This is a genomic window from Prescottella sp. GW823-FHT02E09, from assembly GCF_058797375.1.
This window is the reverse complement of sequence record NZ_JBXAJP010000002.1, coordinates 314277-339771: the sequence shown is the minus strand read 5'-3', so window position 1 is coordinate 339771 and position 25495 is coordinate 314277. Positions and strand designations below refer to the sequence as shown.

General features: G+C 69.4%; 23 protein-coding genes. 16 read left to right on the top strand and 7 right to left on the bottom strand.

Annotated features, from left to right (window positions below):
• Positions 1-23: 23 nt before the first annotated feature.
• A complete protein-coding gene (locus AC1RIF_RS05725; protein ID WP_492600413.1) occupies positions 24-371 on the bottom strand; it encodes an EthD domain-containing protein in 348 nt (115 codons plus the stop codon).
• Between the two features lie 64 nt (positions 372-435).
• Positions 436-1452 (bottom strand): magnesium and cobalt transport protein CorA, encoded by a 1017-nt coding sequence (locus AC1RIF_RS05720; protein WP_492600412.1) that lies wholly within the window; start codon positions 1450-1452, stop codon positions 436-438.
• A gap of 224 nt (positions 1453-1676) precedes the next feature.
• Here AC1RIF_RS05720 and AC1RIF_RS05715 point away from each other — a divergent pair, with 224 nt between their 5' ends.
• The gene (locus AC1RIF_RS05715) at positions 1677-2669 is read left to right on the top strand and encodes an esterase/lipase family protein (RefSeq protein ID WP_492600411.1); all 993 of its coding nucleotides are present in this window, start codon (positions 1677-1679) and stop codon (positions 2667-2669) included.
• Between the two features lie 14 nt (positions 2670-2683).
• Here AC1RIF_RS05715 and AC1RIF_RS05710 read toward each other — a convergent pair whose 3' ends face one another.
• Positions 2684-2890, bottom strand: a complete 207-nt coding sequence (locus tag AC1RIF_RS05710) for a hypothetical protein (protein ID WP_492600410.1) — start codon at positions 2888-2890, stop codon at positions 2684-2686.
• A 139-nt stretch (positions 2891-3029) separates the two neighbouring features.
• On the opposite strand from AC1RIF_RS05710, the gene AC1RIF_RS05705 reads away from it, so the two are divergent.
• The 4 genes from AC1RIF_RS05705 (at position 3030) to AC1RIF_RS05690 (ending at position 8290) form a co-directional block, all read left to right on the top strand.
• Positions 3030-4751 carry an alpha/beta hydrolase gene (locus tag AC1RIF_RS05705; RefSeq protein ID WP_492600409.1) on the top strand — a complete coding sequence of 574 codons (1722 nt, stop codon included), beginning with the start codon at positions 3030-3032 and terminating at the stop codon, positions 4749-4751.
• Between the two features lie 128 nt (positions 4752-4879).
• A complete protein-coding gene (gene fmt, locus AC1RIF_RS05700) occupies positions 4880-5803 on the top strand; it encodes a methionyl-tRNA formyltransferase (RefSeq protein WP_492600408.1) in 924 nt (307 codons plus the stop codon).
• Positions 5800-7308, top strand: coding sequence for an RsmB/NOP family class I SAM-dependent RNA methyltransferase (locus AC1RIF_RS05695; RefSeq protein ID WP_492600407.1), 1509 nt, complete (start codon positions 5800-5802; stop codon positions 7306-7308). Before fmt ends, AC1RIF_RS05695 begins: the two co-directional genes overlap by 4 nt.
• Positions 7309-7432: 124 nt before the next feature.
• A complete protein-coding gene (locus AC1RIF_RS05690) occupies positions 7433-8290 on the top strand; it encodes a mycofactocin-coupled SDR family oxidoreductase (protein WP_492600406.1) in 858 nt (285 codons plus the stop codon).
• 37 nt (positions 8291-8327) lie between these two features.
• Here AC1RIF_RS05690 and AC1RIF_RS05685 read toward each other — a convergent pair whose 3' ends face one another.
• Positions 8328-8588 (bottom strand): DUF4235 domain-containing protein, encoded by a 261-nt coding sequence (locus tag AC1RIF_RS05685; protein WP_492600405.1) that lies wholly within the window; start codon positions 8586-8588, stop codon positions 8328-8330.
• A 261-nt stretch (positions 8589-8849) separates the two neighbouring features.
• Between AC1RIF_RS05685 and AC1RIF_RS05680 the strand changes: the two genes are divergently transcribed.
• Together AC1RIF_RS05680 and AC1RIF_RS05675 are read left to right on the top strand one after the other, a co-directional pair.
• A complete protein-coding gene (locus tag AC1RIF_RS05680; protein ID WP_492600404.1) occupies positions 8850-9185 on the top strand; it encodes a MerR family transcriptional regulator in 336 nt (111 codons plus the stop codon).
• Between the two features lie 163 nt (positions 9186-9348).
• The gene (locus tag AC1RIF_RS05675; protein ID WP_492600403.1) at positions 9349-9735 is read left to right on the top strand and encodes a hypothetical protein; all 387 of its coding nucleotides are present in this window, start codon (positions 9349-9351) and stop codon (positions 9733-9735) included.
• Positions 9736-9759: 24 nt separating this feature from the next.
• Here the strand turns inward: AC1RIF_RS05675 and AC1RIF_RS05670 are convergent, their stop codons facing one another.
• A complete protein-coding gene (locus AC1RIF_RS05670) occupies positions 9760-12144 on the bottom strand; it encodes a phosphoketolase family protein (RefSeq protein WP_492600402.1) in 2385 nt (794 codons plus the stop codon).
• A 272-nt stretch (positions 12145-12416) separates the two neighbouring features.
• Here AC1RIF_RS05670 and AC1RIF_RS05665 point away from each other — a divergent pair, with 272 nt between their 5' ends.
• Complete coding sequence (locus AC1RIF_RS05665) at positions 12417-13427, top strand: zinc-binding alcohol dehydrogenase family protein (RefSeq protein ID WP_492600779.1); 1011 nt, start codon at positions 12417-12419, stop codon at positions 13425-13427.
• An 88-nt stretch (positions 13428-13515) separates the two neighbouring features.
• Complete coding sequence (locus tag AC1RIF_RS05660) at positions 13516-15867, top strand: glycoside hydrolase family 65 protein (RefSeq protein ID WP_492600401.1); 2352 nt, start codon at positions 13516-13518, stop codon at positions 15865-15867.
• 142 nt (positions 15868-16009) lie between these two features.
• On the opposite strand, the gene AC1RIF_RS05655 is transcribed toward AC1RIF_RS05660, so the two are convergent.
• Positions 16010-17041 (bottom strand): hypothetical protein, encoded by a 1032-nt coding sequence (locus AC1RIF_RS05655; RefSeq protein WP_492600400.1) that lies wholly within the window; start codon positions 17039-17041, stop codon positions 16010-16012.
• 23 nt (positions 17042-17064) lie between these two features.
• A complete protein-coding gene (locus tag AC1RIF_RS05650; protein ID WP_492600399.1) occupies positions 17065-18393 on the bottom strand; it encodes a hypothetical protein in 1329 nt (442 codons plus the stop codon).
• 200 nt (positions 18394-18593) lie between these two features.
• Between AC1RIF_RS05650 and rpe the strand changes: the two genes are divergently transcribed.
• The 7 genes from rpe to uvrC all read left to right on the top strand — a co-directional run bounded on the left by rpe (position 18594) and on the right by uvrC (position 25479).
• Positions 18594-19277 (top strand): ribulose-phosphate 3-epimerase, encoded by a 684-nt coding sequence (gene rpe / locus AC1RIF_RS05645; protein ID WP_492600398.1) that lies wholly within the window; start codon positions 18594-18596, stop codon positions 19275-19277.
• Between the two features lie 31 nt (positions 19278-19308).
• Positions 19309-20289, top strand: coding sequence for a bifunctional diaminohydroxyphosphoribosylaminopyrimidine deaminase/5-amino-6-(5-phosphoribosylamino)uracil reductase RibD (gene ribD / locus AC1RIF_RS05640; RefSeq protein WP_492600778.1), 981 nt, complete (start codon positions 19309-19311; stop codon positions 20287-20289).
• 49 nt (positions 20290-20338) lie between these two features.
• Positions 20339-20959 carry a riboflavin synthase gene (locus AC1RIF_RS05635; protein WP_492600397.1) on the top strand — a complete coding sequence of 207 codons (621 nt, stop codon included), beginning with the start codon at positions 20339-20341 and terminating at the stop codon, positions 20957-20959.
• Between the two features lie 98 nt (positions 20960-21057).
• Complete coding sequence (locus AC1RIF_RS05630; RefSeq protein ID WP_492600396.1) at positions 21058-22305, top strand: bifunctional 3,4-dihydroxy-2-butanone-4-phosphate synthase/GTP cyclohydrolase II; 1248 nt, start codon at positions 21058-21060, stop codon at positions 22303-22305.
• A complete protein-coding gene (gene ribH, locus AC1RIF_RS05625; protein WP_492600395.1) occupies positions 22302-22799 on the top strand; it encodes a 6,7-dimethyl-8-ribityllumazine synthase in 498 nt (165 codons plus the stop codon). The genes AC1RIF_RS05630 and ribH overlap by 4 nt, the downstream gene beginning before the upstream one ends.
• The gene (locus AC1RIF_RS05620; RefSeq protein ID WP_492600394.1) at positions 22796-23254 is read left to right on the top strand and encodes a PH domain-containing protein; all 459 of its coding nucleotides are present in this window, start codon (positions 22796-22798) and stop codon (positions 23252-23254) included. The genes ribH and AC1RIF_RS05620 overlap by 4 nt, the downstream gene beginning before the upstream one ends.
• A gap of 32 nt (positions 23255-23286) precedes the next feature.
• A complete protein-coding gene (gene uvrC / locus AC1RIF_RS05615) occupies positions 23287-25479 on the top strand; it encodes an excinuclease ABC subunit UvrC (protein WP_492600393.1) in 2193 nt (730 codons plus the stop codon).
• Positions 25480-25495 lie beyond the last annotated feature (16 nt).

The window sequence follows — 25495 nt, the reverse complement described above, 5'->3', positions numbered from 1 at the left end:
TCGCGCGCAGCCGCGGACGCGGACTAGCTCTCGTACACGTCGACGACGTACATCCGGGTGCGTGAGCGGTCGAGAAAGTTCTCCTCGTCCGCCTCGATCGCCGCGACGACGTCGGGTTGCGCGTGGGTCGCGAGCATGGCGTCGTAGGCGGCGCGGTCGGCGAACACGAACTCGCTGATCACGTCGAAGTCCGGGTCGACGGCACCGTCCGCGCCGATCCCCGAGTCGCGGTCGAGGTAGTTGCGGCGGTACTCGCGGATCTGCGGCAGGAGGTTCCGGATCAATTTCGAGTGGTTGTTCTCGTAGTACGCGACGAACTCGTCGTGTGACAGTCCAGGTTTGCGGGCGAGCAGCGCGACGGCCTTGATCATGCCGGGACCCTATGCCGTGTCGTCCCGCCGCGGCTGCATGTGATCTCGCTCACCGGAACTGGTGTCAGAGCCAGTGCTGACGCTTGAAGACGAAGAACAGCGTCACCGACGTCGCGACCATCAGCAGTACTGCCATCGGATACCCGAACTGCCAGCTCAGTTCCGGGATGTCCTCGAAGTTCATGCCGTACACGGTGCCCACCAGGGTGGGGGCGAAAAGGATGGCCGCCCAAGCGGAGATCTTCTTGACCTCCTCGTTCTGGGCGAGGCTGGTCATGGTCAGCCGTTGCATCTCCTCGTTCTGCTTCTGGGCGACGAGTGTGGCGTGGACGGTGAGTGCGGTCTGCAGGTGCGCGCGCGACGAGTCGGCGCGCTCGATGACCCGGATCGTGTGGTCGAGGACGTCACGCAGGTGCCGGCGGAGTTCGACGTCGACGTGGTACTTGTCGGAGCCGCGGTCGAGGGCTTCGAGCATCGACACCAGCGGGTGCGTCGCCCGCTGGAAGTCGATCACCTCGCCGGACAGGTCGTAGATGCGCCGGGCGACGGCCGGATCTCCGGTGAACACCTGGTTCTCGATCTCGTCGATGTCGTTCTCGAGTCCGGCCGCGACCGGCAGGTACTCGTCGACGACCTGGTCGAGGATCGCGTACAGGATGGCCTCCGGTCCCAGGCACAACAGATCGGGTGCCGCCTCGAGCCGGCGACGCACCTGGGCGAGATCGGGAGCCTCCGCGTGGCGGATGGTGACGACGAAGTCGGGCCCGACGAAGACGTGCACCTCACCGAACTCCACCTTCTCGACGTCGTCGAGGTACCGCGCGGGCCGGAGTACCACGAACAGGGTCTGGTCGTACCGCTCGAGTTTGGGGCGCTGATGCGCCGCGATCGTGTCCTCGACGGCGAGATGGTGCAGGCCGAACTCGTGTGCCAGTGACTCCACTTCGGCGTGGTCGGGGCGGTACAGACCGATCCACGCCATCCCGTTCAGTCGGCGCATCGTGCGATAGGTGTTGTCCAGCGACGTGGGGCTGTCCACCCGTGCGCCGTCGACGTAGACGGCGTTGTCCACGATGGTCATCCGGGCCCCGTTCGGTCGGCGATGGACCCCAATTCCACCATGTGGAAGTGGATCCGTGCGCCATTGCGCGACCGCGATCGTCTGGTGCTCGTGACCGTTCGCGTGGAGATTCGTGGCGGGACCGTTACCCGCCGGTGCGCATGCCTGCGCTGCGGAGCGGTCGTGATCTTGATAGACACGCTGCAGGTGGCACGACCGGTCGTTCCGGCGAAACGAGGTGTGCGGTGAAACTGCTCGGGAGGGTGCTCGCGGTCGGTGCGGTGGTGGTGACGACCGCGGTGGTCACGGTGTCGGGCGCCCAGGCGGCCCCGGAGGCGGACGCCGACGGTTCCGTGCCGGCGTTCGTGGTCCCCGTCCGGCCCGGGCCGGTCCAGGCCCGGCACGCAGCGGCCCTCCGGTACGCGGACCGTCACCCGGACTCGGCGCCGCTGGGTGCGAACGACTTTCGCTGCCGTCCGGGAACCGATCACCCCAATCCGGTGGTCCTGGCGCACGGCAGCGACTCGGACTCGTACTCGGACTGGGCGGCTCTGTCGCCGATGCTCGCCGAACGAGGGTACTGCGTGTTCACCCTCAACTACGGCACGGACGGCAAGCCGGGCAAGTATGCCCGCGCCGACATCGGCCGCAGCGCACGCGAGGTGGGGGAGTTCGTGGAGCAGGTCCGCGCGGCCACCGGTGCCGGGAAGGTCGATCTGGTGGGCTATTCGCAGGGCGCCACCGTGACCCGGTACTTCATCAATCGACTCGACGGCGCCGCGGTCGTGGATCGGTGGGTGGGGCTGGCCTCGCCCACGTACGGCGGCATCATGTTCGGGCTCGTGCCGATGTTGCGACTGCTGCCGTTTCCTGAGCGGATCGCCGAGTTCCTCACCTCGGAGGCGATCAGCCAGCAGATGCAGGGATCGACCTTCCTGACGGCGCTCAACGGCGGTGGCGACACCGTGCCGGGCCCGGAGTACACGACGATCGGGTCCCGCTACGACGAGATGATCCAACCCCACACGAACATCGCCCTGCGCGATCCGGGTGCGGTGAACCTGCTGGTGCAGGACCTGTGTCCGGAGAACCGGGGCGGGCACTTCAACATGGTCTACGACCCGTTCGCCCTGGGCCTGGTGGTACGGGCACTCGACCCCACGGCTCCCGCACCGACCTGTGCGCCGGTCCCACTGGGCGCCGGGATCGCCGAGATGGTCGTCGTGAGCAATTCCTGACGAGGTGGCGGCGGTTACTCGGCGAGCTTCGCGACGGCCTGGGCCCACAGGAAGTACTTGTTGGTGCCCAGGTCCCGGACCGTCCTGATGCCGAACGCGGCCTTCAGGTGCTCGGCGTCCGATTCGCTGACGCCCTGCAGCGCCGATACCGGTGCGCCGGCCAGGTCGTCGACGGGGCGAGCCTCGAAGGCCTTGTCGAATTTGCTCGAGATCCCGGCCATCTCTACCTCCGATGGAAAAATGTCGTGGACGGATCGATCGGGGGTCCCGCGCGGGCGCCCTTCATCGAGTAGAGCGCACGGGCGGCCGGCCCGCGTGGTTTTGCCGTAGATCGCCTTCCAGGCCTTATGGTTTCCGATCATGAGCATTGCTACCCGGCCGGCCGGGCCCGGCGCGGACACCGCCGCCGACGGATTGGCCGCGATTCCGGTACTCCGACGATTCGGCCGGCGACTGCGCGCCCACGTTCGCCGACTGCACCCGGTCGGTCTGGCCGTAGCACTGGTGTTCTTCACGTGGTCGATGAGCCCGTCGCTGCTCCCGCGTGCCTGGTACCTGCAGGGGCTGGCCACCGGCATCTCGGTCGCGCTCGGGTACGGCGTCGGCTGCCTCGCGGCGTGGATCGTGCGAGCGTGCGGTGTCCAGCCGGCGTGGTCGGCGCGGACGCGACTGATCGGCTGGTGGGTTCTCGGTGTCTCCGCGGCGATCCTGGTTCCGGTGTTCCTGGTGCTCGGCGCCGTGTGGCAGAACTACGTCCGCGAGCTCGTGGGTCTCGACGACACCAATCAGGGGAACATCCTGCTGGTGTTCCTGATCGCCCTCGTGGTGTGGTTCCTTCTGCTCGAGGCCGGGCGCGGGATCCGTCGGGGAACGCGCGCACTCACCGCTCTGGCCCGGCGCCTGGTGCCGCGGCCCGCGGCGAACGTCGCGGGCCTGCTGGTGGCCGTCGTGATCGCCGTGCTGGTGGTCAACGGGGCGCTCTACCAGGGCCTGATCGCATTCGCGAACTGGAGTTTCTCGGGCGCCGACACCGTGACCGCGGAGGGCGTCGAGGAACCGACCGTGCCCGAGCGGAGCGGATCGCCGGCGTCTGCCCAGGCGTGGGACACCCTGGGGCAGGAGGGACGCACGTTCGTCGGCCGCGGCCCGAGCGCGGCCCGGATCACCGAGGTGACGGGCCGGCCCGCCAAGGAGCCGATCCGGGTCTACGCGGGCCGTGAGTCGGCCGAGTCCGTCGCCGGCGTCGCCGATCTCGTCGTCGCGGAACTCGATCGCACCAAGGCGTGGGAACGTGAAGTGATCGCAGTCAACACCACCACCGGCCGCGGCTGGGTGAACCAGAACGTCGCGTCGTCGCTGGAGTACATCGAGGCCGGTGACACGGCGATCGCGTCGATGCAGTACTCCTTCCTGCCGAGCCCGTTGGCGTTCATCGCGGACCGGGAGACCCCGCAGGTGGCGGGTCGGGCGCTGTTCAACGCGGTGTTCGCGCGCTGGATCGACCTGCCCGTCGACACCCGGCCCAAGCTTGTCGTGTTCGGGGAGAGCCTCGGCTCGTACGGTGGGCAGAACGCCTTCGCAGGCTTCCAGGACATGGCGACCCGGGTGGACGGTGCCCTGTGGGTGGGAACGCCGAACTTCACGCCGCAGTGGCGGGAGGTGACCGCCGACCGCGACGCGGGCTCCCCGGAGATCCTGCCGATCATCGGGGACGGGCGATCGGTCCGGTTCGCGTCCGAGCCGGGTGATCTCGACCTCGACACCGAGTGGGGTCCACGACGGGTCGTGTACTGGCAGCACGCCAGCGACCCGATCGTGTGGTGGTCGCCGTCGCTGCTGTTGAACGAGCCGGACTGGCTGCGTGAACCGCGCGGACGCGACGTCGATCCCAACATGTCCTGGCTGCCGCTGGTCACCTTCTGGCAGGTGACCCTCGACATGATCTTCTCGGCGGATGTCCCGGCAGGCCACGGGCACGCGTACGGCCCGGAGGCCGCCGGAATGTGGGCGCGGATCCTGCAGGTGGACGGCTGGTCCGATGCCGACACCGAGCGGGTGGAGGCGGCACTGACCGGTGGCTGAGCTGCTCCTTCGGGTCCGTAGAATCCCGGAGTGAACCCTCTTCCGGCACCGCCGGGATTCGACGCTCCGGGAGCCGCCCTCGTGAACACCTCGCCCACCCGCTCCGACCACCTGGAGGCCCGGAGCTGATGCGCATCGTCTTCGCGGGGACACCGGAACCGGCCGTACCGTCGCTGCAGCGGCTGATCGACTCCGAACGTCACGAGGTGGTCGCCGTCGTGACGCGGCCCGATGCCGTGGCCGGGCGCGGGCGAAAGCTCGTCCGTTCACCGATCGGGCAGCTCGCCGACCAGCACGGCATCGAGGTGCTCACACCCTCGTCGGCGTCGGATCCGGAGTTCCTGGCGCGTCTGCTGGAACTCGAGCCGGACGCGTGCCCGGTGGTCGCGTACGGCAACCTGCTGCCACGTCCGGTGCTCGGCGTTCCGCGGTACGGGTGGATGAACCTGCACTTCTCGCTGCTGCCCGCGTGGCGTGGCGCGGCTCCGGTGCAGGCCGCGATCAACGCCGGTGACGAGATGACGGGCGCGACCGTCTTCGCGCTCGACGAGGGTATGGACACCGGCCCCGTGTACGGCGTCGTGACCGAGGCGATCCGCACCACCGACACTGCGGGGGCCCTGCTCGGGCGGCTGGCCCAGAGCGGCGCGCTGCTGCTCGAAACGGTCCTCGACGGTGTCGAGGACGGGACCGTGCACGCCGTCCCGCAGCCGCCGGACGGGGTGTCCCACGCGCCGAAGGTGTCGGTCGAGTCCGCCCGGATCCGTTGGGATCAGCCGGCACTCGCGGTCCACCGGCACGTGCGTTCGGTGACTCCCGCCCCCGGCGCGTGGACGATGATCGGCGATCTGCGGGTGAAGGTCGGTCCCGTGACGCTGGCCCAGGAGACGTTGCGGCCCGGGCAGATCGAGGTCCGCAAGGACGGCTTCTACGTGGGCACTTCCACGACGGCGGTCCGTCTCGATCAGGTTCAGCCGCAGGGCAAGAAGCAGATGGCAGCAGTCGACTGGGCGCGCGGTGCGCGTCTCGACGGAGAGGTTCGGGCACAGTGAGCGAGTCGAGGCGGCCCAACAGGTCCGGCGGGGGACAGGGCGGCGGCCAGAGCGGCCGCCGAACCGGCGGCCGCGGCGGCAGTGGTGGCAGTGGTGGCCAGGGCGGCCGGGGCAGCGACAACAATCGGCCCCGTCAGGCCAAGCGGCCGGATCCGGCGCAGGCGTCGGTGGACCAGTCGCGCCGCGCGGCCCGCGACGTGCTGCGGGCGGTGCGGGAACGTGACGCGTACGCGAATCTCGTGCTGCCGGGGCTGCTCCGGGAACGACGTCTCGACGGCCGTGACGCCGCCCTCGCGACAGAGTTGGCCTACGGCGCCGCCCGTGCCCGCGGTCTGCTGGACGCGGTCATCGCCAAATGTGCGGGCCGCCCGATCGAGGAGATCGACGGGCCGCTGCTCGACGTCCTGCAACTGGGCGCCTACCAGTTGCTGCGCACCCGCATCGCGTCGCACGCCGCCGTCGCGACGTCGGTGGATCTCGTGCGTGCGGAGGCCGGTTCCGGCAAGGCCGGCTTCGTCAACGCGGTCCTGCGTCGGGTGTCGGAGAAGACCGAGGACCAGTGGGTGGCCGAACTGGCTCCGGACGCCGCCGTGGATCCGGTGGGGCACCTCGCGTTCCGGTACGCCCACCCGACGTGGATCGCGCAGGCGTTCGCCGACGCGCTCGGCTCCGACGCGGGCGAACTCGAGGCCGTGCTCGCGGCCGACGACGCCCGTCCGGCGGTCCACCTGGTCGCACGGCCCGGTGAGATCTCGGCGGAGGAGCTGGCGCTGATCACCGGCGGCGAGGTGGGTCCGTACTCGCCGTACGCAGTCCACCTGGACGGCGGCGATCCCGGTCTGCTCGAGGCGGTCCGCGAGGGGTTGGCGGGCGTCCAGGACGAGGGCAGCCAGTTGGTGGCGCGGGCGCTCACGCTCGCCCCGCTCGAGGGGCCCGACGGCGGACGATGGCTCGACCTGTGCGCAGGTCCCGGCGGCAAGGCCGCGCTGCTCGGCGCGCTGGCGGGGATCGAGGGTGGACGTCTCGACGCGGTGGAGCCGGTCGAGCATCGCGCCGAACTGATCCGCAAGACCACCCGTGAGCTGCCCGTCGACGTCCATGTGGCGGACGGCCGCGATCCCGGCCTGGACGGTGGCTACGACCGGATTCTCGTCGACGCCCCGTGCACCGGGCTGGGTGCCCTGCGACGGCGTCCCGAGGCCCGGTGGCGACGGCAGCCGTCGGACGTGGCGGGTCTGGTGAAGCTGCAGCGGGAACTGCTGGCGTCGGCGCTCGAACTGGTCCGGCCCGGCGGGGTGGTGCTGTATTCCACGTGTTCGCCGCACGTGTCGGAGACCGTCGCCGTCGTCGCCGATGCCGTGCGCCGGCACGGGGCCGTCCCACTCGACACCCGCGAGCTGCTGCCCGGTGTGCCGGGCCTCGGCGAGGGGCCCGGTGTCCAACTGTGGCCGCACCGGCACGGAACGGATGCGATGTTCATGGCGGCGCTGCGGCGGCCCGCCTAGGACGGGCGGGTTCCGAGGCCCGAATCGGGCCTCGGAATGTGTTCCGGTCCACACTGCAACGTGTTGTAATCCACAGTGGGTGGCGGTCGCGCCACCCACTGTGAGCGGGCACGGAGGAGAGCTGATGAATCGGGTCGCCGGAAAAGTCGTTCTGATCACGGGCGCGGCGCGCGGGCAGGGCCGCAGCCACGCCGTACGCCTCGCCGACGAGGGTGCGGACATCATCGCATTCGACGTGTGTGCCGACATCGCGAGCAACGAGTACCCACTGGCCACGGACGCCGATCTCGAGGAAACGGTGCGGCTGGTCGAGAAGGCCGGTGGTCGTGTCGTCGCCGCGAAGGTCGACGTCCGGGACCGGATGGCGCTGGATCGTGAACTCGCCGAGGCGGTCTCGAAGCTCGGGCGACTCGACGTGGTGGTCGCCAATGCGGGAATATGCCCGCTCGGCAATCACATTCCGCCACAGGGCTTCGTCGACGCATTCGACGTCGACTTCGTCGGCGTCGTCAACACGATCCATGCGGCGATGCCGTACCTGGGTGCGGGGGCGTCGATCATCGCGACCGGGTCGGTCGCCGGTCTCGTCCCGCAGACGGGGATCAACGGTCAGCAGGCGTTGCAGGGTCCCGGCGGGGACGGCTACGGGCTCGCGAAGAAGATGATCTCGACGTACACGCAGTCGCTGGCGCTGACGTTGGGTCCCAGCTCGATCCGGGTCAATACGATCCATCCCACCAACGTGAACACCGACATGCTGCAGAGCCCGCCGATGTACAAGACGTTCCGGCCGGATCTCGAGAACCCGACGGCCGAGGATGCGAAGGTCACGTTCCCGTTCATGCAGGCGATGCCGACGCCGTGGGTCGAACCGGAGGACATCTCGCACGCGGTGGTGTATCTCGCGTCCGACGAGTCCCGCTTCGTCACCGGTCAGCAGTTGCGGGTGGACGCCGGCGCTGGCATGAAGCTCGGGATCTGACGCCGGCGTCCGCGCGGATGCGTCCGCGCCGGGCCGATCAGGCGGCCAGCGCCCGGTAGCTCTTCTCTCCGGCGCGGTCCACAGCAGCCTTGACGACCGCGAAGACGGCGCCCTGCAGCGCGGCTGCGAGCAGCACTTCCTTGTTCGACCGGGTCAGGTCCCTGGGATCCGGAGCGGTCTCGTCGTCGCCGACGCGCTTCCACACCTCACGGAACGCGATCCCCGCGAGAATGCCCCCGAGGACGCCGGTGGCGAGGGATAGCGGCTTGTACAGGGCTTTTGCGGCTGCCTTGTTCACGATGTCCGGGTCCTTTCGTTGCGCGCGTTCTCGGTGGTGGCGCGTGAACTACTTCTGGCGGATTATCTAATCTATGTCCGACGGTACATATCGGTCGGCGGTTCCGCGCGGCACCGGCCGCCGACGGTTCGGGCGGCCGATCTGTGGGAATGGACACAGATCCTCGCTGTCCGTGAAACACATTTATTGTTTTGCGGGACTAACTTCGGAGAAACGGTCGAAACTCGCGATGTACTGATCTGGGCGAAGGGCAGGTGCCGGGTGGCGTCAGCGGTGCAGGTGGACGAGAGGCTCGCGTACGGCGTGTACGGGATCTCGGTGGCGGCCGAACTGTCGGGTCTCGGTCCGCAGACGCTGCGCCTCTACGAGAAGCGCGGTCTGATCGTGCCGTCCCGCACCGCCGGTGGCACGCGGCGGTACAGCGATCTCGACGTCCTGCGCCTCGCACGGATCACCGAACTGGTCGAGGCGGGCGTCAACCTCACCGGCATCGACATCATTCTTCGGCTCGAGGACGAGCAGCAACGGTTGCGCGCGGCGAACGACGCTCTGGTGGGCCACCTGGCGGATTCCGGTACGGATCCGTCACCGTCGTAGGGGCGCCGGACCGGTCCGTCGAGCGGGTGATTTCGGGCGCGTGGTGACGAATCGGTCGTTTCTTCGAATAAAATGCGGAAGGCATCACTCGATCGGGTCGGTCGATGCATGCTGCCGTCACTTTCATGCGACGGCCACCGTTCGAAGAGACGAGACGCCACCCGTGCCCCGCAAACAGGAACACACCGACCGATACACGGACGCGATCGCGGCCCTCTCGGCCGCGACGCATCGGCCCACCAACGTCGTCAACTACCGGGACGACTACGTCATCCGCGTCGATTTCGCGTTCGATCGTTTCCTCGTCGCCTCCAATACCGAGGACGGCGGCCTGCACAGTGATCCGGACGCGCCCGGCGGCTGGCTGGTGCGCTTCTGCGAGCAGCAGGGTGAGGAGGAGCTGGTGCTTGCCGAGTCCCATCGGGACTGGCTGGTCGATGCGTTCGACGAGGTCTTCGAGATCGTCGACAAGGCAGGCGACTGGATCGAGTCGGACGCACAGCTCGGTGAACTCACCCAGCAGCGCGGCGACTACGACAAGGACGCCTGACCTTCGGATCTCGCGCCCGTCCGGTCACACCGGTTCCGGCCAGATCCAGTTCCGCACCTCCGGCATGTCCTCGAGGTGTTCGCGCACGTAGCCGTGGTGGCGTTCGAGCATCCGCTCGCAGTAGCCCGTGAGATCGGCGGCACCGTCCGGTTCCCGGCCGCACCGGCGTAGCGCCTCGATCGCCAGGTGGTAGCGGCTCATGTGGTTGAGCACCACCATGTCGAACGGGGTCGTCGTCGAACCCTGCTCGGTGTAGCCGCGCACGTGGAACCGGTCCGGATTCATCCGGCCGTGCAGCAGTTGATGGAAGGACCGGGCGTAGCCGTGCCACGCGACGACGACGTCCACGTCCTCCGTGAACAGGCGCGCGAAGTCCTGGTGCGACCGCCCGTGCGGGTGGACGTCGGGCGGTGCCATCGACATCAGGTCCACCACGTTCACCACCCGGACGCGCAGATCCGGCACGTGCCCGCGCAACAGCGCCGCCGCGGCCAGCATCTCCTCAGTGGGGACGTCGCCCACGCACGCGAGCACGATGTCGGGTCGGGTGGTGGCGGAGTCTGCCGGGTCTGCGAGCTCTTCGGTGCCCGCCCAGTCCCACACCGACGCCCCGGCGCCGACGTGCGCCCGGGCCTGCTCGAGTGTCAGGTACTGCGGATGCGACTGCTTGTCGACCACCAGAAGGTTCACACAGTCGCGCGTGGTGAAGGCGTGCTCGGCGACGATCAGCAGCGAATTCGCGTCCGGTGGCAGGTAGACGCCGGTGACGCCGCCGGACAGTGACAGCACCGTGTCGATCAGCCCGGGCCCCTGATGCGAGAACCCGTTGTGGTCGTTGCGCCAGCAGGTCGAGGTGAGCAGAATGTTCAGGCTCGCGACCGGTGCTCGCCAGTCGAGGGAGCGGGCGCGCTCGAGCCACTTGGTGTGCTGGATCGTCATCGACGCACTCACCATCGCGAACGCCTCGTACGTCGCGAACAGCCCGTGGCGGCCGGTCAGGAGGTACCCCTCGAGCCAGCCCTGGCACAGGTGCTCCGACAGCACCTCCATCACCCGGCCGTGATGCCCGACGTGGTCGTCTCCGGGGATCAGGGTGCCGACGAAGCACCGGTCGGTGACCTCGAAGACGGCGCCGAGTCGGTTGCTGTTGGTCTCGTCCGGGCAGAACAACCGGAAGTCGTCGGGGTTCGCCGAGTAGATGTCCCGCAGCATCTCGCCGAGCGGACGTGTCGTCTCGTGATGGACGGCGCCGGGCGCGCGCACCTCGACGGCGTACCGGTCGGGTGCCGGCTGATCCAGTGCGCGCAGGAGCCGGCCGCCGTTCGCGTGTGGGTTCGCCCCCATCCGCTTGTCTCCGGACGGTGCCAGCGCGGCCAACTCCGGGACCAGACGACCCTGCGGGTCGAACTGGTCCTCGGGCCGGTACGAGCGCATCCACTGCGCGAGCGTGCGCAGGTGCGTGGGGTCCTCGCGCACGTCTGCGATCGGCACTTGGTGCGCCCGGAACGTGCCCTCGACCTGCACGCCGTCGACGATCTCCGGTCCCGTCCAGCCCTTCGGCGTGCGCAGCACGATCGCCGGCCACCGCGGTCGCGCGGCGAAACCCGATCGGCGCGCGTCGTCGCGGATCCGGGCGATCGCGACGTGGGCCCGATCGAGGGCGTCCGCAAGGTCGCGGTGCACCTGCATCGGGTCGTCGCCGGACACCGCCACCGCGTCCCAGCCGTACGCGCGCAGCAGTGCGAGCACCTCGTCGTCGGTGCGGCGTCCGAGGACCGTCGGGCCGGAGATCTTGTAGCCGTTGAGGTGCAGAACGGGTAGCACCGCGCCGTCGCGAGCGGGGTCGAGGAAGAACGGGATCTTCCACGACGCGGACAGCGGGCCCGTCTCGGCCTCGCCGTCGCCGACGACGCACGCGACGACGAGGTCCGGGTTGTCCATCGCGGCACCGGCCGCGTGGGCGAGCGAGTAGCCGAGTTCCCCGCCCTCGTTGATCGAACCCGGCGTTTCGACCCCCGAATGGCTCGGGATCCCGCCCGGGGTCGAGAACTGCCGGGCCAGGCGGCGAAGTCCGGCCTCGTCGGGTGTGACGTCCGGGTACAGCTCGGAATAGGTGCCCTCGAGATATGTGTTGGCCACGACGGCGGGGCCTCCGTGACCCGGGCCGGCGATGAACAGGACGTCCGCGCCGGTGCGCCGGATCAGCCGGTTGAGGTGGGCGTAGACGAGAGACAGGCCGGGGCTCGTGCCCCAATGCCCGAGCAGGCGCGGCTTGATGTCCGACGAGACCAGGGGCTGTCGAAGCAGCACGTTGTCGCGGAGGTAGATCTGGGCCACCGTCAGGTAATTGGCCGCCATCCAGTACCGGTGGAGCAGTTCCAGATCATCGTCGGTCGGGTGCTCGTCCACGGATCGGCTCCTCCGGTCGCGGCGAAGGTCTCTCCATCCTGACGGTTGTCGGCTCCATTGGCCAGGGCCGTGCCTGGGCGAGTCGACACGACCGGTACCTCCGGTTCCCCCTGTTGCCGGGCCGCCGAACCAGGCATCCTGGAAGAGGCGACACGGGCACCGTCCACAGGTGCCGCGCACCGGCTGCGGTCGGCGCCGACGACACGAAGTACGGATCTGGTATGCGGACAGAGCACACGCGGACCTCACGAACCACCACGCCGACCACCATGATGCGTGCCTGGCGGACGACGAGACCCGGCCCGCTCACCGACCGCCCGCTCCAGATCGGCCGGGAACTCATGCCCCGCCCTAACAGTGGTGAACTGTTGGTCCGCGTTCTCGCGTGCGGTGTGTGCCGCACCGACCTCCACGTCGTCGAAGGCGAACTGCCCCCGCACCGTCTCAACGTCATCCCCGGGCACGAGGTGATCGGTGAGGTCGTCGGCTTCGGTGACGACCTCGGACAGCACGCCGGACGATTCACACAGGGACAGCGCGTCGGCGTCCCGTGGCTGCGCAGCACGTGCGGGCACTGCCGCTACTGCGTGCGGGGCGACGAGAACCTCTGTCCCTATTCGACGTACACCGGTTGGGACGCCGACGGCGGCTACGCCGAATACACCACCGTGCCGGCCGACTTCGCGCTGGAGCTGCCCACCGGCTATCCGCTGGTGGAACTCGCGCCGTTGCTGTGCGCGGGCATCATCGGTTACCGGTCCCTGCTGCGCGCCGAACTGCCCGAGGGCGGCCGCCTCGGCATCTACGGGTTCGGTGGCAGTGCGCACCTCACCGCGCAGGTCGCGCTGGCGCGCGGGGCGCGCGTGCACGTGATGACCCGCGGCGACGAGGCCCGTGAACTGGCGTTCAGTCTGGGCGCGGCGTCCGTGCAGGGCGCGGCGGACCCGCCGCCCGAGCCGCTGGATTCGGCCATTCTGTTCGCGCCGACCGGTGATCTCGTGCCGCCCGCGCTCGAGGCGCTCGACGCCGGGGGCACGCTCGCGCTGGCCGGCATCCACCTGAGCGACATTCCGCCCCTCGACTATCAACGGCACCTGTTCCGCGAACGGCAGGTGCGCAGTGTCACCGCGAACACGCGCACGGACGCCCGGGAGTTCCTTGCGTTCGCACAGCGGCACCGGCTCCGGGTGAGCGCCCACCGGTATCCGCTCGACGCCGCGGACCGGGCGCTCGCCGATCTGGCGGGGGGAGTGTTCGGGGGCGCCGCGGTCCTGGTGCCGTGAACCGGCGCCGTGAACGTATCGGGTGTCCTAGCGTGGACTGACGGGTGGTTCTCGACGGCCCGGGCCCGCGAGTGGGAGGACGGCCGACATGATCACGCATCCCGCTTTCACCGTCGAACCCTGGAGCCTGCGAGCCACGAGCCTCGACCTGGACGTGCTCGCCCAGACCGAGTCGCTGTTCACGCTCGCGAACGGTCACCTCGGCTGGCGGGGCAACCTCGACGAGGGTGATCCACACGGCCTGCCGGGCAGCTACCTGGCCGGCGTCTACGAGGTCCGCCCCATGCCGTACGCCGAACCCGGCTACGGATACCCGAACTCGGGCGAGACGATCATCAACATCACCGACGGCAAGATCGTGCGGCTGCTCGTCGACGACGAGCCGTTCGACGTGCGCCGCGGCCGCATCGTCAGGCACGAGCAGGAACTCGACCTGCGCGCCGGTGTGCTGCGCCGGGTCGTCGAGTGGCAGTCCCCGGCCGGGCGGACGGTGCGGGTGTCGACGATCCGGCTCGTGTCGTTCGTGCAGCGGACGATCGGTGCGATCCGTTTCGAGGTGGAGCCACTGGACGGGCCGGCGCGGGTGGTGCTGCAATCCGAGCTGGTCGCGAACGAACCGATGCCGCACGCGGAGGCGGATCCCCGGGCCGCGGCGGTGCTGGCGGAGCCGTTGATCGCGGAGGAACACTTCGACCACGACGCACTGGTCCAGTTGGTGCACACGACCGGCGAGAGCGGCCTACGTATCGCGGTGGCGATGGACCACGAGGTGTCGGGGCCCGAGGTGCATGTCGAGACCGAGAGCTACCCGGACCAGGGGCGCGTGACCATCACCGGGCACACGCGACCGGGCCGGGCCCTGCGCATGGTGAAGTACGTCGCGCACGCCTGGTCGGCGCGACGGACCGCCCCGGCGATGCGCGACCAGGTGGCCGGGGAGTTGACGCTGGCCCGCGAGAGCGGCTGGGACGGACTGGCCGCCGAGCAGCGTGCCTACTTGGACACGTTCTGGGCACGGGCCGACGTCACCGTCGACGGCGACCCTGAGGTGCAGCAGGCGGTGCGGTTCGCGTTGTTCCACATCCTGCAGGCGTCGGCGCGGGCGGAGGGGACGTCCGTCGCGTCCAAGGGCCTGACCGGACGGGGATACGACGGGCACGCCTTCTGGGACACCGAGATGTTCGTGCTGCCGGTCCTCACGTCGGTGCTGCCCGATGCGGTGGGCGACGCGTTGCGCTGGCGGCACTCCACGCTCGGGATGGCGCGGGAGCGGGCGCGGCAACTCGGCTTCGACGGTGCGGCGTTCCCGTGGCGCACCATCACCGGCAAGGAGTGCAGCGGGTACTGGCCGGCGGGGGCGGCCGCGTTCCACGTCAACGCGGCCGTCGCGCACGCGGTGAGCGGGTATCTGCGGGCCGACGGCGACCCCGACTTCGAACTGACGGTCGGCCTGGACCTGCTGGTCGAGAGCGCGCGCCTGTGGCGCTCGCTGGGCTACTTCGACGAGGACGGCCGTTTCCGGATCGACGGGGTGACGGGCCCCGACGAGTACAGCGCGCTGGTCCGCAACAACCTCTACACCAACCTCATGGCCCGCGAGAATCTGACGGCCGCAGTCGAGATCGTCGAGCGGCACCGGGAGCGGATGCCCGACCTCGGTGTGACGGACGAGGAGATCGGCGGCTGGCGGACCGCCGCCGATCGCATGTTCGTGCCGTACGACGCGCGGCGCGGCGTGCACCCGGCGTCGTCGGGGTTCACCGATCGGCAGGTGTGGGACTTCGACGGCACGCCGCCCGAGCACTATCCGCTGCTGCTGCACTATCCGTACTTCGACCTGTACCGCAAGCAGGTGGTCAAGCAGGCCGACGTGGTGCTCGCGATGCAGTGGGTGCCCGACGCGTTCACCGCGGAGGAGAAGGCGCGCAACTTCGCGTACTACGAACGGCTCACGGTCCGGGACTCGTCGCTGTCCGCGTGCAGCCAGGCCGTGGTCGCCGCCGACGTCGGCGCCCTCGACCTGGCGTACGACTACCTGGGTGAGACCGCGCTGATCGATCTGCTCGACCTCGAACACAACACGAGCGACGGGCTGCACCTGGCGTCGCTGGCCGGCATCTGGATCGCGTTGGTGCAGGGGTTCGGCGGTGCCCGCCGTCGGCGGTCCGGGCTGACGTTCCGGCCGGCGCTGCCGCGTGGGATCGATCGACTGTCGTTCGGTGTGGCGGCCGCCGGGTGCCGGCTGCGCGTCGAGATCGACCGAGTCGAGACCCGGTACCGGTTGGCGGAGGGTGACGAATTGACCCTGGTTCACGACGGAACACCGGTCACGTTGCACCGCAACGAGGCTCGGGTGATGCCGACGGTGCATCCGCCCGCGGGACCGGTCGTGACGCAGCCGCCGGGGCGGGAACCGGCCCGGCGGGGGCGCGGTGGATGATCGTGCGGTGAGCCTGCCGACGCGGGGAGACGGGCGACTCGCGGACCATCCGCCCGCGAGCACTTGTCGCAGACCGTCTCCCATTGTCGCAGGGGTTATGCATGTACAGAAACCCTGCGACAGGCGCACACGCTGTGCGACATCACGGTTCGTCGGAGCCACCGAACGCGAGCGGCGGCGTCCCGACGACGGGTTCTCCCGGATGCAGTTGCTGCCGCAGCGCGGCGAGACCGGCGTCGTCGAGGGGGCCTCGGCTGGTCTGGATCGCCCAGTCGAACTCTGTTGTGGACCAGGCGATCTGGTTGCTGTAGGTCTTGACCCGCCACGGTTCGCTCGACCGGGGGCGCCGAGTGAGCCAGCCGCCGTACCGGCCCTGGCCGAGTTCAGCGGAGAATGCGCCGCTGTCGCGGTCGATCCAGTTGACCGCGAACGGGGTGAGATCGACCAGGACCGGCACCCGGATGGGGTCCGAGGCGACGGCGTTGCGGAACCACTCCAGCGACTCCTCCCGGTCGTGCGCGGCGGGAGTGCCGTGGCCGGCGCGGGCCCGGGATTCGTCGTCGGTGATCATCGGCCCGTCCCACGCGAACAGCGACGGATCGAGCGGCTCACCCACTGTCACCTCGGAGAAGGCCGCGCCGTCGATACCGTCGCCGGAATGCTGACCGAGGACCGTGCCGGTGTCGGCGTCGACCACCAGGCGCATCGAAGGTTCCGGTAGGTTGCGGCTCTCGCGTGGGGCCAACTCCACCGACCAGCAGGGCCGTCCCAGGAACTCGACGTCGGTCACCGGTCCGGTCGGCCGTGCCCAATGTTCGCCCGCCCAGTGCGCGACCGGTGGCGTGATGGCGAGATACCTGCCGCTGCCCGGGCTGCGCACGTTCTTCAGTTCGGTGCAGCGGGGCCGGCCCGGATCGGAGGTGAACTCCCAGGCCGTGGTGCCGTCACTGACGAACAGCACCGTCCCGTCGAGCGATTCGATCCGCGATCGGCGACCCCAGCGGAACATCCGGAGGCCGTCCCGGTGCATCGGGAGGAACACCGGCACCTCGCCGTAGCTGCCGAAGTAGTAGCGCAACGGAACATCGCTGTTCCGGTACGGCACCACCGTGCCGTGCACGGGCCGGGTGGGGCCGTCGGCCATGGTCACCAGCATCTGTACCCAAGGGGTCATCGTGTGTCCTCCGGTGTCGGATCTCAGACGTACAGCACGCCTTCGAAGTCGCCGCCTGCGGCTGTCGCCCATGTGCGGGTGCCGGCCTGCTCCATCAGGATGGCCGACGCGTACGCGAGGAAGTTCTCGAGCCGGACGCCCTGCTCGTCGTACAGGTTCAGGCGCGCCACCAGCGTCAGGCCGGGGTAGTGGGTGTGCCGGAAGCGGACGTGGATCCGGCCGTGGGGCCACTGTCCGACGTACGACGCCGACACATCGTGGACCTCGTCGGAGAACCGCATCCCGTCTAACCCTCGCACGCAGTACGCGACGTACGCGCGGTGGTCGAGCGGTTCCGGTCCCACAGGACGGCAGTTGTCGGTGATGTCGATGTCGTCGACCGGTATCGAACGCACACCACCGTCGAGGTCGGCGACGAGCACGGACCTGCTTGTGCCGGTGTGGTTCTCCGGAGTGACCACCATCCACAGGCAGTCGTCGCCGGCCGCGCCGTCGACCACTCGAATACCGGGCACATCGAACGCGGTCGTCGGTGTCGACGCATCCGGCCGGTAGGCCCGAACGATCGTGGTGTCACGTCGACGGGCGTCGAGTCCCCAGTGCCAGCGCAGCGCCGACACGATCGACCGCATACGTCGGTGTGCCTCGTTGTAGGTCGAGTCGGCGTACTCGCTCGTGTACTCGACGGGACGACCCTGTGAGCACGGGTGGGTGTCCGGTCCGATCAGGTCGGGGACCGGGTCGTCGAGCGGGACCTGCAGCACCGATCGGTGGTAGCTCACCTCGAAGCGTTCGCGGTCCGATCCCAGTGTCGTCGGGACCCGTTCCCACGGTTCGTGTTCCACCCCGAGATACAGGAACGCCTCGTCGAACTCGACCGAGACGACCGCCGCGACATCGACGGCTACACGCCTGGTGCCGCCCTCGGGCCGGGCCACCAACAGCGTCGGGGGCCGCAGTGTTCGGCGCGGCTGGACGCCCGAGGAGGCCGTGACGTCGTGTCGTCGACGGGCCACATTCGTACACCACGCACCGGACGGTCCGGCACAGGTCAGACGGTGACCTTCGGTGTATTCGCCGCGGACGATGCCGTCGACGTCGATGCGAACCAACGGTCCGTCGGCATAGTTCTGCACCCACAGGCCGTCGGGGTCACCGACGATCTCGGGGTACTGGTGCGAGCTGGATGGTGCCGCGGGCAGTTCGGTCCACGACACCAGACGGACGAACGCTTCGGTGCTCGGTTCGAACAACGCCGCAATCGGCTGGGATTCGTCGACCACCCACACGTAGCCGGACGAGAAGAACACGAGACGAGGGCGCAGAAATCTGCGCTCGGATGCAGCGCTCATGCGCCTTTCTGCTGCGTCATACCCGCGACGGTACCGCAGATGGGCGCGCTCGTCGCAGGTCGATTCTCACTGTCGCAGGGGTGGTCCACAGGGAGAACCAATGCGGCCGTCACACAGCCCCTGCGACGCGACGACGCTCAGGCGCGCGCCTACCCGAACCGCCACACCCGATCAGTCCGGCAGCAACTAAGCTCGCTGCCGTGGCAACCCCGATGATCGCTCCGTCCATTCTCTCCGCAGACTTCGCGCGCCTCGCCGAGGAGGCCGACGCCGTCGCCGGCGCCGACTGGTTGCACGTGGACGTCATGGACGCCCACTTCGTGCCGAACCTGACGCTCGGTCTGCCCGTCGTGCAGAGCCTGCTGAAGGCCACCGACATCCCGCTGGACTGCCACCTGATGATCGACGATCCGGGCCGCTGGGCGCCGCCGTACGCCGAGGCCGGCGCCCACAACGTCACGTTCCACGCCGAGGCCACCGACGATCCGATCGCGGTCGCCCGCGACATCCGCGCGGCCGGTGCCAAGGCGGGTCTGAGTATCAAGCCGAACACGCCGATCGAGCCGTACCTCGAGATCCTGAAGAACTTCGACACCCTGCTCGTGATGAGCGTCGAACCGGGTTTCGGCGGCCAGTCGTTCATCCCGTCGGTGCTGGACAAGGCCCGGGCGGTCCGCAAGCTGGTCGACGCCGGTGAACTGCGCCTGCTCGTCGAGATCGACGGCGGCATCAACGTCGACACGATCGAACAGGCCGCCGAGGCCGGGATCGACTGCTTCGTCGCCGGATCGGCGGTCTACGGCGCCGCGGATCCTGCGGCGGCGGTCCGCGGACTGCGTGAGCAGGCTGCCAAGGCGTCTCCGCACCTGACGCTGTCGATCTGACGGCCCACCGGTGACCACTCCCGACGCCGCGATGCGGCTCGCGATCGACGCGTCCGAGGCGGTGCGCGGCACCACCAGCCCCAACCCTCCGGTCGGTGCGGTGATCCTCGACGCGTCCGGTGCGGTCGTGGGGGTGGGGGCCACCCGGCCGCCCGGCGGTGCGCACGCCGAGGTCGTCGCGCTCGCCGAGGCCGGGGAACGGGCCCGCGGTGGCACGGCGATCGTCACCCTCGAACCGTGCAACCACCGGGGCCGGACCGGTCCCTGCTCGCAGGCGCTGCTCGACGCCGGTGTCGCCGCGGTGCAGTACGCGGTGTCCGACCCGAACCCGGCCGCGGCCGGTGGGGCCGAGCGGCTCCGGGCGGCGGGCGTGGCGGTGTCGGCGGGGTTGTGCGCCGACGACGTCGAGCGCGGACCGCTCCGGGCGTGGTTGCACCGGCAGCGCCACGGGCGTTTGCACGTCACGTGGAAGTTCGCCGCGACCCTCGACGGCCGCAGCGCCGCCGCGGACGGCACCAGCCAGTGGATCACCGGACCCGAGGCGCGGGCGCGGGTGCATGCCGATCGGGCGCGGCTCGACGCGATCGTCGTCGGAACAGGCACCGTCCTGGCCGACGATCCGTGGCTCACCGCGCGGCTGCCCGACGGCTCGCTCGCGCCGCACCAACCGCTGCGCGTCGTGGTCGGGACCCGCGAGATCCCGCCCACCGCGAGAGTGCTGGACGACGCGGCCCCCACCCTGGTACTGCGCACCCACGACGTCGACGTCGTGCTGGGTGCCCTCGCTGATCACGACGACGTCCTGGTCGAGGGCGGCCCGAAGCTTGCCGGGGCGTTCCTGGCGGCCGGGCGGATCGATCGGATCCAGGCGTACATTGCGCCCGTGATCCTCGGTGCGGGATCCCATGCAGTGGAAGACGCCGGGGTCCACACCATCGCCGAGGCGTTACGGTTTCGGCGGGACAGCGTCGAGACGATCGGCGAAGACCTGTTGTTGAACCTGATCCCGTAGGGATCGGGACGATACGGTCCCGGAAGGGATCTGAAGGAGCGGGCGAGACATGTTCACCGGAATCGTCGAGGAACTCGGCGAGATCGTCGCCAAGGAGGACCTGGCGGACGCGGCTCGGTTCACCGTGCGCGGACCGTTGGTCACCTCGGATGCGGGCCACGGCGACTCGATCGCCGTCAACGGCGTCTGCCTGACGGTCGTCGACGTCCTCGACGCGGAATCCTTCACCGCCGACGTCATGCGCGAGACCCTCGTGCGGTCGAGTCTCGGTGCCCTCACGATCGGCAGCCGGGTCAACCTCGAGCGGGCCGCGGCGGTGAACAGCCGTCTGGGTGGTCACATCGTCCAGGGCCATATCGACACCGTCGGGACGGTCATTTCACGCAGCCCGTCCGAGCACTGGACCGTGGTGCGCATCTCGCTGCCGTCGAGCATCTCCCGCTACGTCGTGGAGAAGGGCTCGATCACGGTCGACGGTGTCTCGCTGACCGTCTCCGCGCTGGGCGGAACCCCGGGCGACGAGTATTTCGAGATCTCGCTGATCCCGACGACGCTCGCGCTGACCACTCTCGGCTCGGCGGAACCGGGAACCCCGGTCAACCTCGAGGTCGACGTCATTGCCAAGTACGTCGAGCGTCTGCACACCGCCGCCGCCCGACAGCCGGAATAACGACCTCGTATCGACAGGTCGTACTGTTGAGGTGCATCTGAAGCGATGCGCCGGGACATACTCGAGCACGCCAGTTCAAGATTTTGGAGCCCAAGCACGTGACCAGGTTCGACAGCATCGAGCGCGCAGTCGCCGATATCGCCGCAGGTAAAGCGGTTGTGGTCGTCGACGACGAGGACCGCGAGAACGAGGGCGACCTCATCTTCGCCGCCGAGAAGGCCACCCCGGAACTCGTGGCGTTCATGGTGCGCTACACGTCCGGTTACCTGTGTGTCCCCCTCGACGGCGAGGACTGTGACCGTCTCGGCCTGCCGCCGATGTACGCGACCAACCAGGACAAGCACGGCACCGCGTACACCGTCACGGTCGACGCCCGCGAAGGCATCGGCACCGGCATCTCCGCGTCCGACCGTGCAGCGACGATGCGACTGCTCGCCGACCCGGACAGCGGTGCGAACGACTTCACCCGTCCGGGCCACGTCGTGCCGCTGCGTGCGAAGGAGGGTGGCGTCCTGCGTCGTCCCGGCCACACCGAGGCCGCGGTCGATCTGGCCCGCATGGCGGACCTGCGTCCGGCTGGTGTGATCTGCGAGATCGTCAGCCAGAAGGACGAGGGCCACATGGCCCAGACCGAGGAACTCCGCGTGTTCGCGGACGACCACGACCTGGCCCTGATCTCGATCGCGGATCTGATCGCGTGGCGTCGCAAGCACGAGAAGCACGTCGTGCGTGTCGCCGAGGCCCGCATCCCCACCCGCCACGGCGACTTCACCGCTGTCGGGTACAAGAGCATCTACGACGATGTCGAGCACGTTGCGCTCGTCCGTGGAGACCTCTCCGACAGCGACGGCACCGACGTGCTGGTCCGCGTCCACTCGGAGTGCCTCACCGGCGACGTCTTCGGTTCGCTGCGCTGCGACTGCGGCCCTCAGCTCGACGCCGCGCTCGACATGATCGCGCAGGAGGGCCGCGGTGTGGTCCTGTACATGCGCGGCCACGAGGGCCGGGGCATCGGTCTTATGCACAAGTTGCAGGCCTACCAGCTGCAGGACGCCGGGTCGGACACCGTCGACGCGAACCTCCAGCTCGGCCTGCCGGCGGACGCCCGTGACTACGGTATCGGCGCGCAGATCCTCGTCGACCTCGGTATCAAGTCGATGCGGCTGCTGACGAACAATCCGGCGAAGCGTGTCGGGCTGGACGGCTACGGCCTGCAGATCACCGACCGGGTTCCGATGCCGCTGCGCGCGAACGCCGAGAACCTCACGTACCTGCGGACCAAGCGGGACCGGATGGGCCACGACATGATCGGCCTGGACGAGTTCGAGGCCGGTGACGCGCTGTGAGCGGTGAGGGACGTCCCGATCTTCAGCTCGGTATGGCCAAGAACCTCAAGCTTGCGATCGTCGCCGGCCAGTGGCACCCCGAGATCAGCGAGGCGCTCGTCGCGGGCGCCAAGCGCGTCGCCAAGCAGGCGCAGATCGAGGAACCGACGCTGATCCGGGTGGCGGGCGCGATCGAGTTGCCGGTCGTGGCGCAGGAACTGGCGCGTTCGCACGACGCCGTCGTGGCCCTCGGCGTCGTGATCCGCGGCGGCACACCGCACTTCGAGTACGTGTGCGACGCCGTGACGGCCGGATTGACACGGGTGTCCCTCGACGAGGGCGTCCCGGTCGGCAACGGCGTGCTCACCACCGACAACGAGCAGCAGGCGCTCGACCGGTCGGGTCTGCCCGGCTCGGTGGAGGACAAGGGTGGCGAGGCGTGCGCGGCGGCGATCGACACCGCGGTCACGCTCGCCCAGCTCCGGGGCATGCGGACGGAGCACGCGAACCGATGAGCGCAAACGAGGACTGGGAATTCGAGGTCCGCTCCAAGAAGTCGCCGCGCTACGCGATGATCGCGGCCGCTGTGCTGGTGGTGGTGCACGTGACGCTGGGAGTCCTGCTGCGGACGTCGGCGACCGGTGTCTACTTCCGGGTGGTGGACCAGTTCGCGATCGCCGGCATCGGGATCCTGCTGGCGGGCGGCGTGCTGCTGTTGACCCGACCTCGCCTGCGGGTCGGTCCGCGGGGCATCGCGGTCCGCAACATTCTCAGCGAGCGCGTCGTCGACTGGGACCTGGACGAGGGCATGTCGTTTCCTGACGGGGCGCCGTGGGCCAGGATCGAACTGCCCGACGACGAGTACGTGCCGGTGATGGCGATCCAGGCCAACGACGGCGAGCACGCGGTGCGGGCGGTCCGCCGGTTCCGCGAGCTCGAAGCGAAGTACACGAGCTCGCGCGCCGCCTGAGTACCGTCGGTACCGCCGACTAACCTTGAATCGTGCCTGATCCTTCGACGTATCGCCCCGCCCCGGGAACCATCCCGGCGGCGCCGGGTGTCTACAAGTTCCGCGATCCGCACGGCCGGGTCATCTACGTCGGCAAGGCCAAGAGCCTGCGGTCGCGACTGAACTCGTACTTCGCCGACGTCTCGTCGCTGCATCCGCGGACCCGCCAGATGGTCACCACCGCGGGCAGCGTCGAATGGACGGTGGTCAGTACCGAGGTGGAGGCCCTCCAGCTCGAGTACAACTGGATCAAGGAGTTCGATCCCCGGTTCAACGTCCGCTATCGCGACGACAAGACCTACCCGGTCCTCGCGGTGACGTTGAACGAGGAGTTCCCGCGGCTGTTCGTCTACCGCGGACCACGCCGCAAGGGAGTGCGGTACTTCGGTCCGTACTCGCACGCCTGGGCGATCCGCGAGACGCTGGATCTGCTGCTGCGGGTGTTTCCGGCCCGGACGTGTTCGACGGGAGTGTTCAAGCGGCACAGCCAGATCGGCCGGCCGTGCCTGCTCGGCTACATCGACAAGTGTTCGGCGCCGTGTGTCGGTCGGGTCAGTGCCGCGGAGCACCGGGAGATCGTCGAGGATTTCTGCGATTTCCTGTCCGGGCGCACCGACCGGCTCGTCCGTCAGCTCGAGGTCCGGATGCAGGACGCCGCCGAGGACCTCGACTTCGAGACCGCCGCCCGGCTGCGTGACGACATCGGTGCCCTGAAGAAGGCTCTCGAGAAGCAGGCCGTGGTACTCGGCGACGGCACCGATGCCGACCTGGTGGCCTTCGCGTCCGACGACCTGGAGGCGGCCGTGCAGGTGTTCCACGTCCGCGGTGGCCGGGTCCGGGGTCAGCGCGGCTGGGTGGTCGAGAAGGCCGGCGACGTGATCGAGCGGGATGCGGTCGCCCTCGATGCCGCCGACGCCGCCGACGCCGCCGGGGCCTCGGAGGAGGCGATCCTCGTCGAGCAGTTCCTCACCCAGTTCTACGGCGAGCAGGCCGCGCTGGGGGACGGTGGCGCGCAGGCGGACCAGCCGGCCAACGCCGTGCCCCGCGAGGTGCTCGTCCCGGTGCTGCCGCGGGGCGCCGAGGAGATCCAGCGGTGGCTCTCGACGCTGCGCGGCTCGTCGGTGCAGTTGCGGGTCCCGCAGCGCGGCGACAAGAAGGCGCTCGCCGAGACCGTCGAACGTAATGCGAAGGAGGCGCTCGCGCAGCACAAGCTCAAGCGCGCAGGTGACTTCACATCGAGATCTGCTGCGCTGCAAGGTATCCAGGAAGCGCTCGATCTCGATTCGGCGCCGCTGCGGATCGAGTGCGTCGACATCAGTCACGTCCAGGGCACCGACGTCGTCGCCTCGCTGGTGGTGTTCGAGGACGGTCTCCCGCGCAAGTCCGACTACCGGCACTACGCGATCAAGGAGGCAGCCGGCGACGGCCGGTCCGACGACGTCGCGAGCATCGCGGAGGTCACCCGTCGACGGTTCCTGCGGCACAACCGGGACGTCGCGGCGGCCGCACGAGTCGACGGCGACGCCGGTTCCGGCGTGGGCGACCCGGACGGCGGCGGTGACGGCGGCGACCTCGCGCCTGAGGCCGCGCTCGATCCCCGGACCGGACGACCCCGCAGGTTCGCGTACCCGCCCAACCTGTACGTCGTGGACGGCGGCGCCCCGCAGGTTGCCGCGGCTGCGGAGGTACTCGACGAGCTCGGGGTCACCGATGTCGCGGTGATCGGGCTCGCGAAGCGTCTCGAGGAGGTGTGGGTGCCGGGGGAGGAGGATCCGGTGATCCTGCCCCGGACCAGCGAATCGCTGTACCTGCTGCAGCGGGTCCGCGACGAGGCACACCGATTCGCGATCACGTTCCACCGCAGCAAGCGATCGCGGCGGATGACCGCGTCGGCGCTGGACTCGGTGCGGGGGCTGGGGGAGACCCGGCGGACCGCGCTGGTGACCCACTTCGGGTCCGTGGCCAGGCTGCGGAGCGCGACCGTCGAGGAGATCACCGCGGTCCCGGGCATCGGCACAGCCACCGCGCAGGCGGTTCTGGAGGCGCTCGCCGGGTCCGATCCGGCGACCGATCCGGCGCCGGCGCCGGGCGAGGCCGGACCGGATGTCACTGCGAGTGACCCCGTCGTGGGGGATGATGTGACGGACATCGGCGCTTCGAAACGAACAGGACACACTCCCGCGTGAACGACCTGCAGGATTC

What these genes read in the sequence shown, in the direction of transcription:
- AC1RIF_RS05725 (WP_492600413.1), bottom strand. Translation starts at nt 371, where the DNA reads ATGATCAAGGCCGTCGCGCTGCTCGCCCGCAAACCTGGACTGTCACAC.
- AC1RIF_RS05720 (WP_492600412.1), bottom strand. Translation starts at nt 1,452, where the DNA reads ATGACCATCGTGGACAACGCCGTCTACGTCGACGGCGCACGGGTGGAC.
- AC1RIF_RS05710 (WP_492600410.1), bottom strand. Translation starts at nt 2,890, where the DNA reads ATGGCCGGGATCTCGAGCAAATTCGACAAGGCCTTCGAGGCTCGCCCC.
- AC1RIF_RS05705 (WP_492600409.1), top strand. Translation starts at nt 3,030, where the DNA reads ATGAGCATTGCTACCCGGCCGGCCGGGCCCGGCGCGGACACCGCCGCC.
- fmt (WP_492600408.1), top strand. Translation starts at nt 4,880, where the DNA reads ATGCGCATCGTCTTCGCGGGGACACCGGAACCGGCCGTACCGTCGCTG.
- AC1RIF_RS05690 (WP_492600406.1), top strand. Translation starts at nt 7,433, where the DNA reads ATGAATCGGGTCGCCGGAAAAGTCGTTCTGATCACGGGCGCGGCGCGC.
- AC1RIF_RS05665 (WP_492600779.1), top strand. Translation starts at nt 12,417, where the DNA reads ATGCGTGCCTGGCGGACGACGAGACCCGGCCCGCTCACCGACCGCCCG.
- AC1RIF_RS05660 (WP_492600401.1), top strand. Translation starts at nt 13,516, where the DNA reads ATGATCACGCATCCCGCTTTCACCGTCGAACCCTGGAGCCTGCGAGCC.
- AC1RIF_RS05655 (WP_492600400.1), bottom strand. Translation starts at nt 17,041, where the DNA reads ATGACCCCTTGGGTACAGATGCTGGTGACCATGGCCGACGGCCCCACC.
- AC1RIF_RS05650 (WP_492600399.1), bottom strand. Translation starts at nt 18,393, where the DNA reads ATGAGCGCTGCATCCGAGCGCAGATTTCTGCGCCCTCGTCTCGTGTTC.
- ribD (WP_492600778.1), top strand. Translation starts at nt 19,309, where the DNA reads ATGCGGCTCGCGATCGACGCGTCCGAGGCGGTGCGCGGCACCACCAGC.
- AC1RIF_RS05635 (WP_492600397.1), top strand. Translation starts at nt 20,339, where the DNA reads ATGTTCACCGGAATCGTCGAGGAACTCGGCGAGATCGTCGCCAAGGAG.
- AC1RIF_RS05620 (WP_492600394.1), top strand. Translation starts at nt 22,796, where the DNA reads ATGAGCGCAAACGAGGACTGGGAATTCGAGGTCCGCTCCAAGAAGTCG.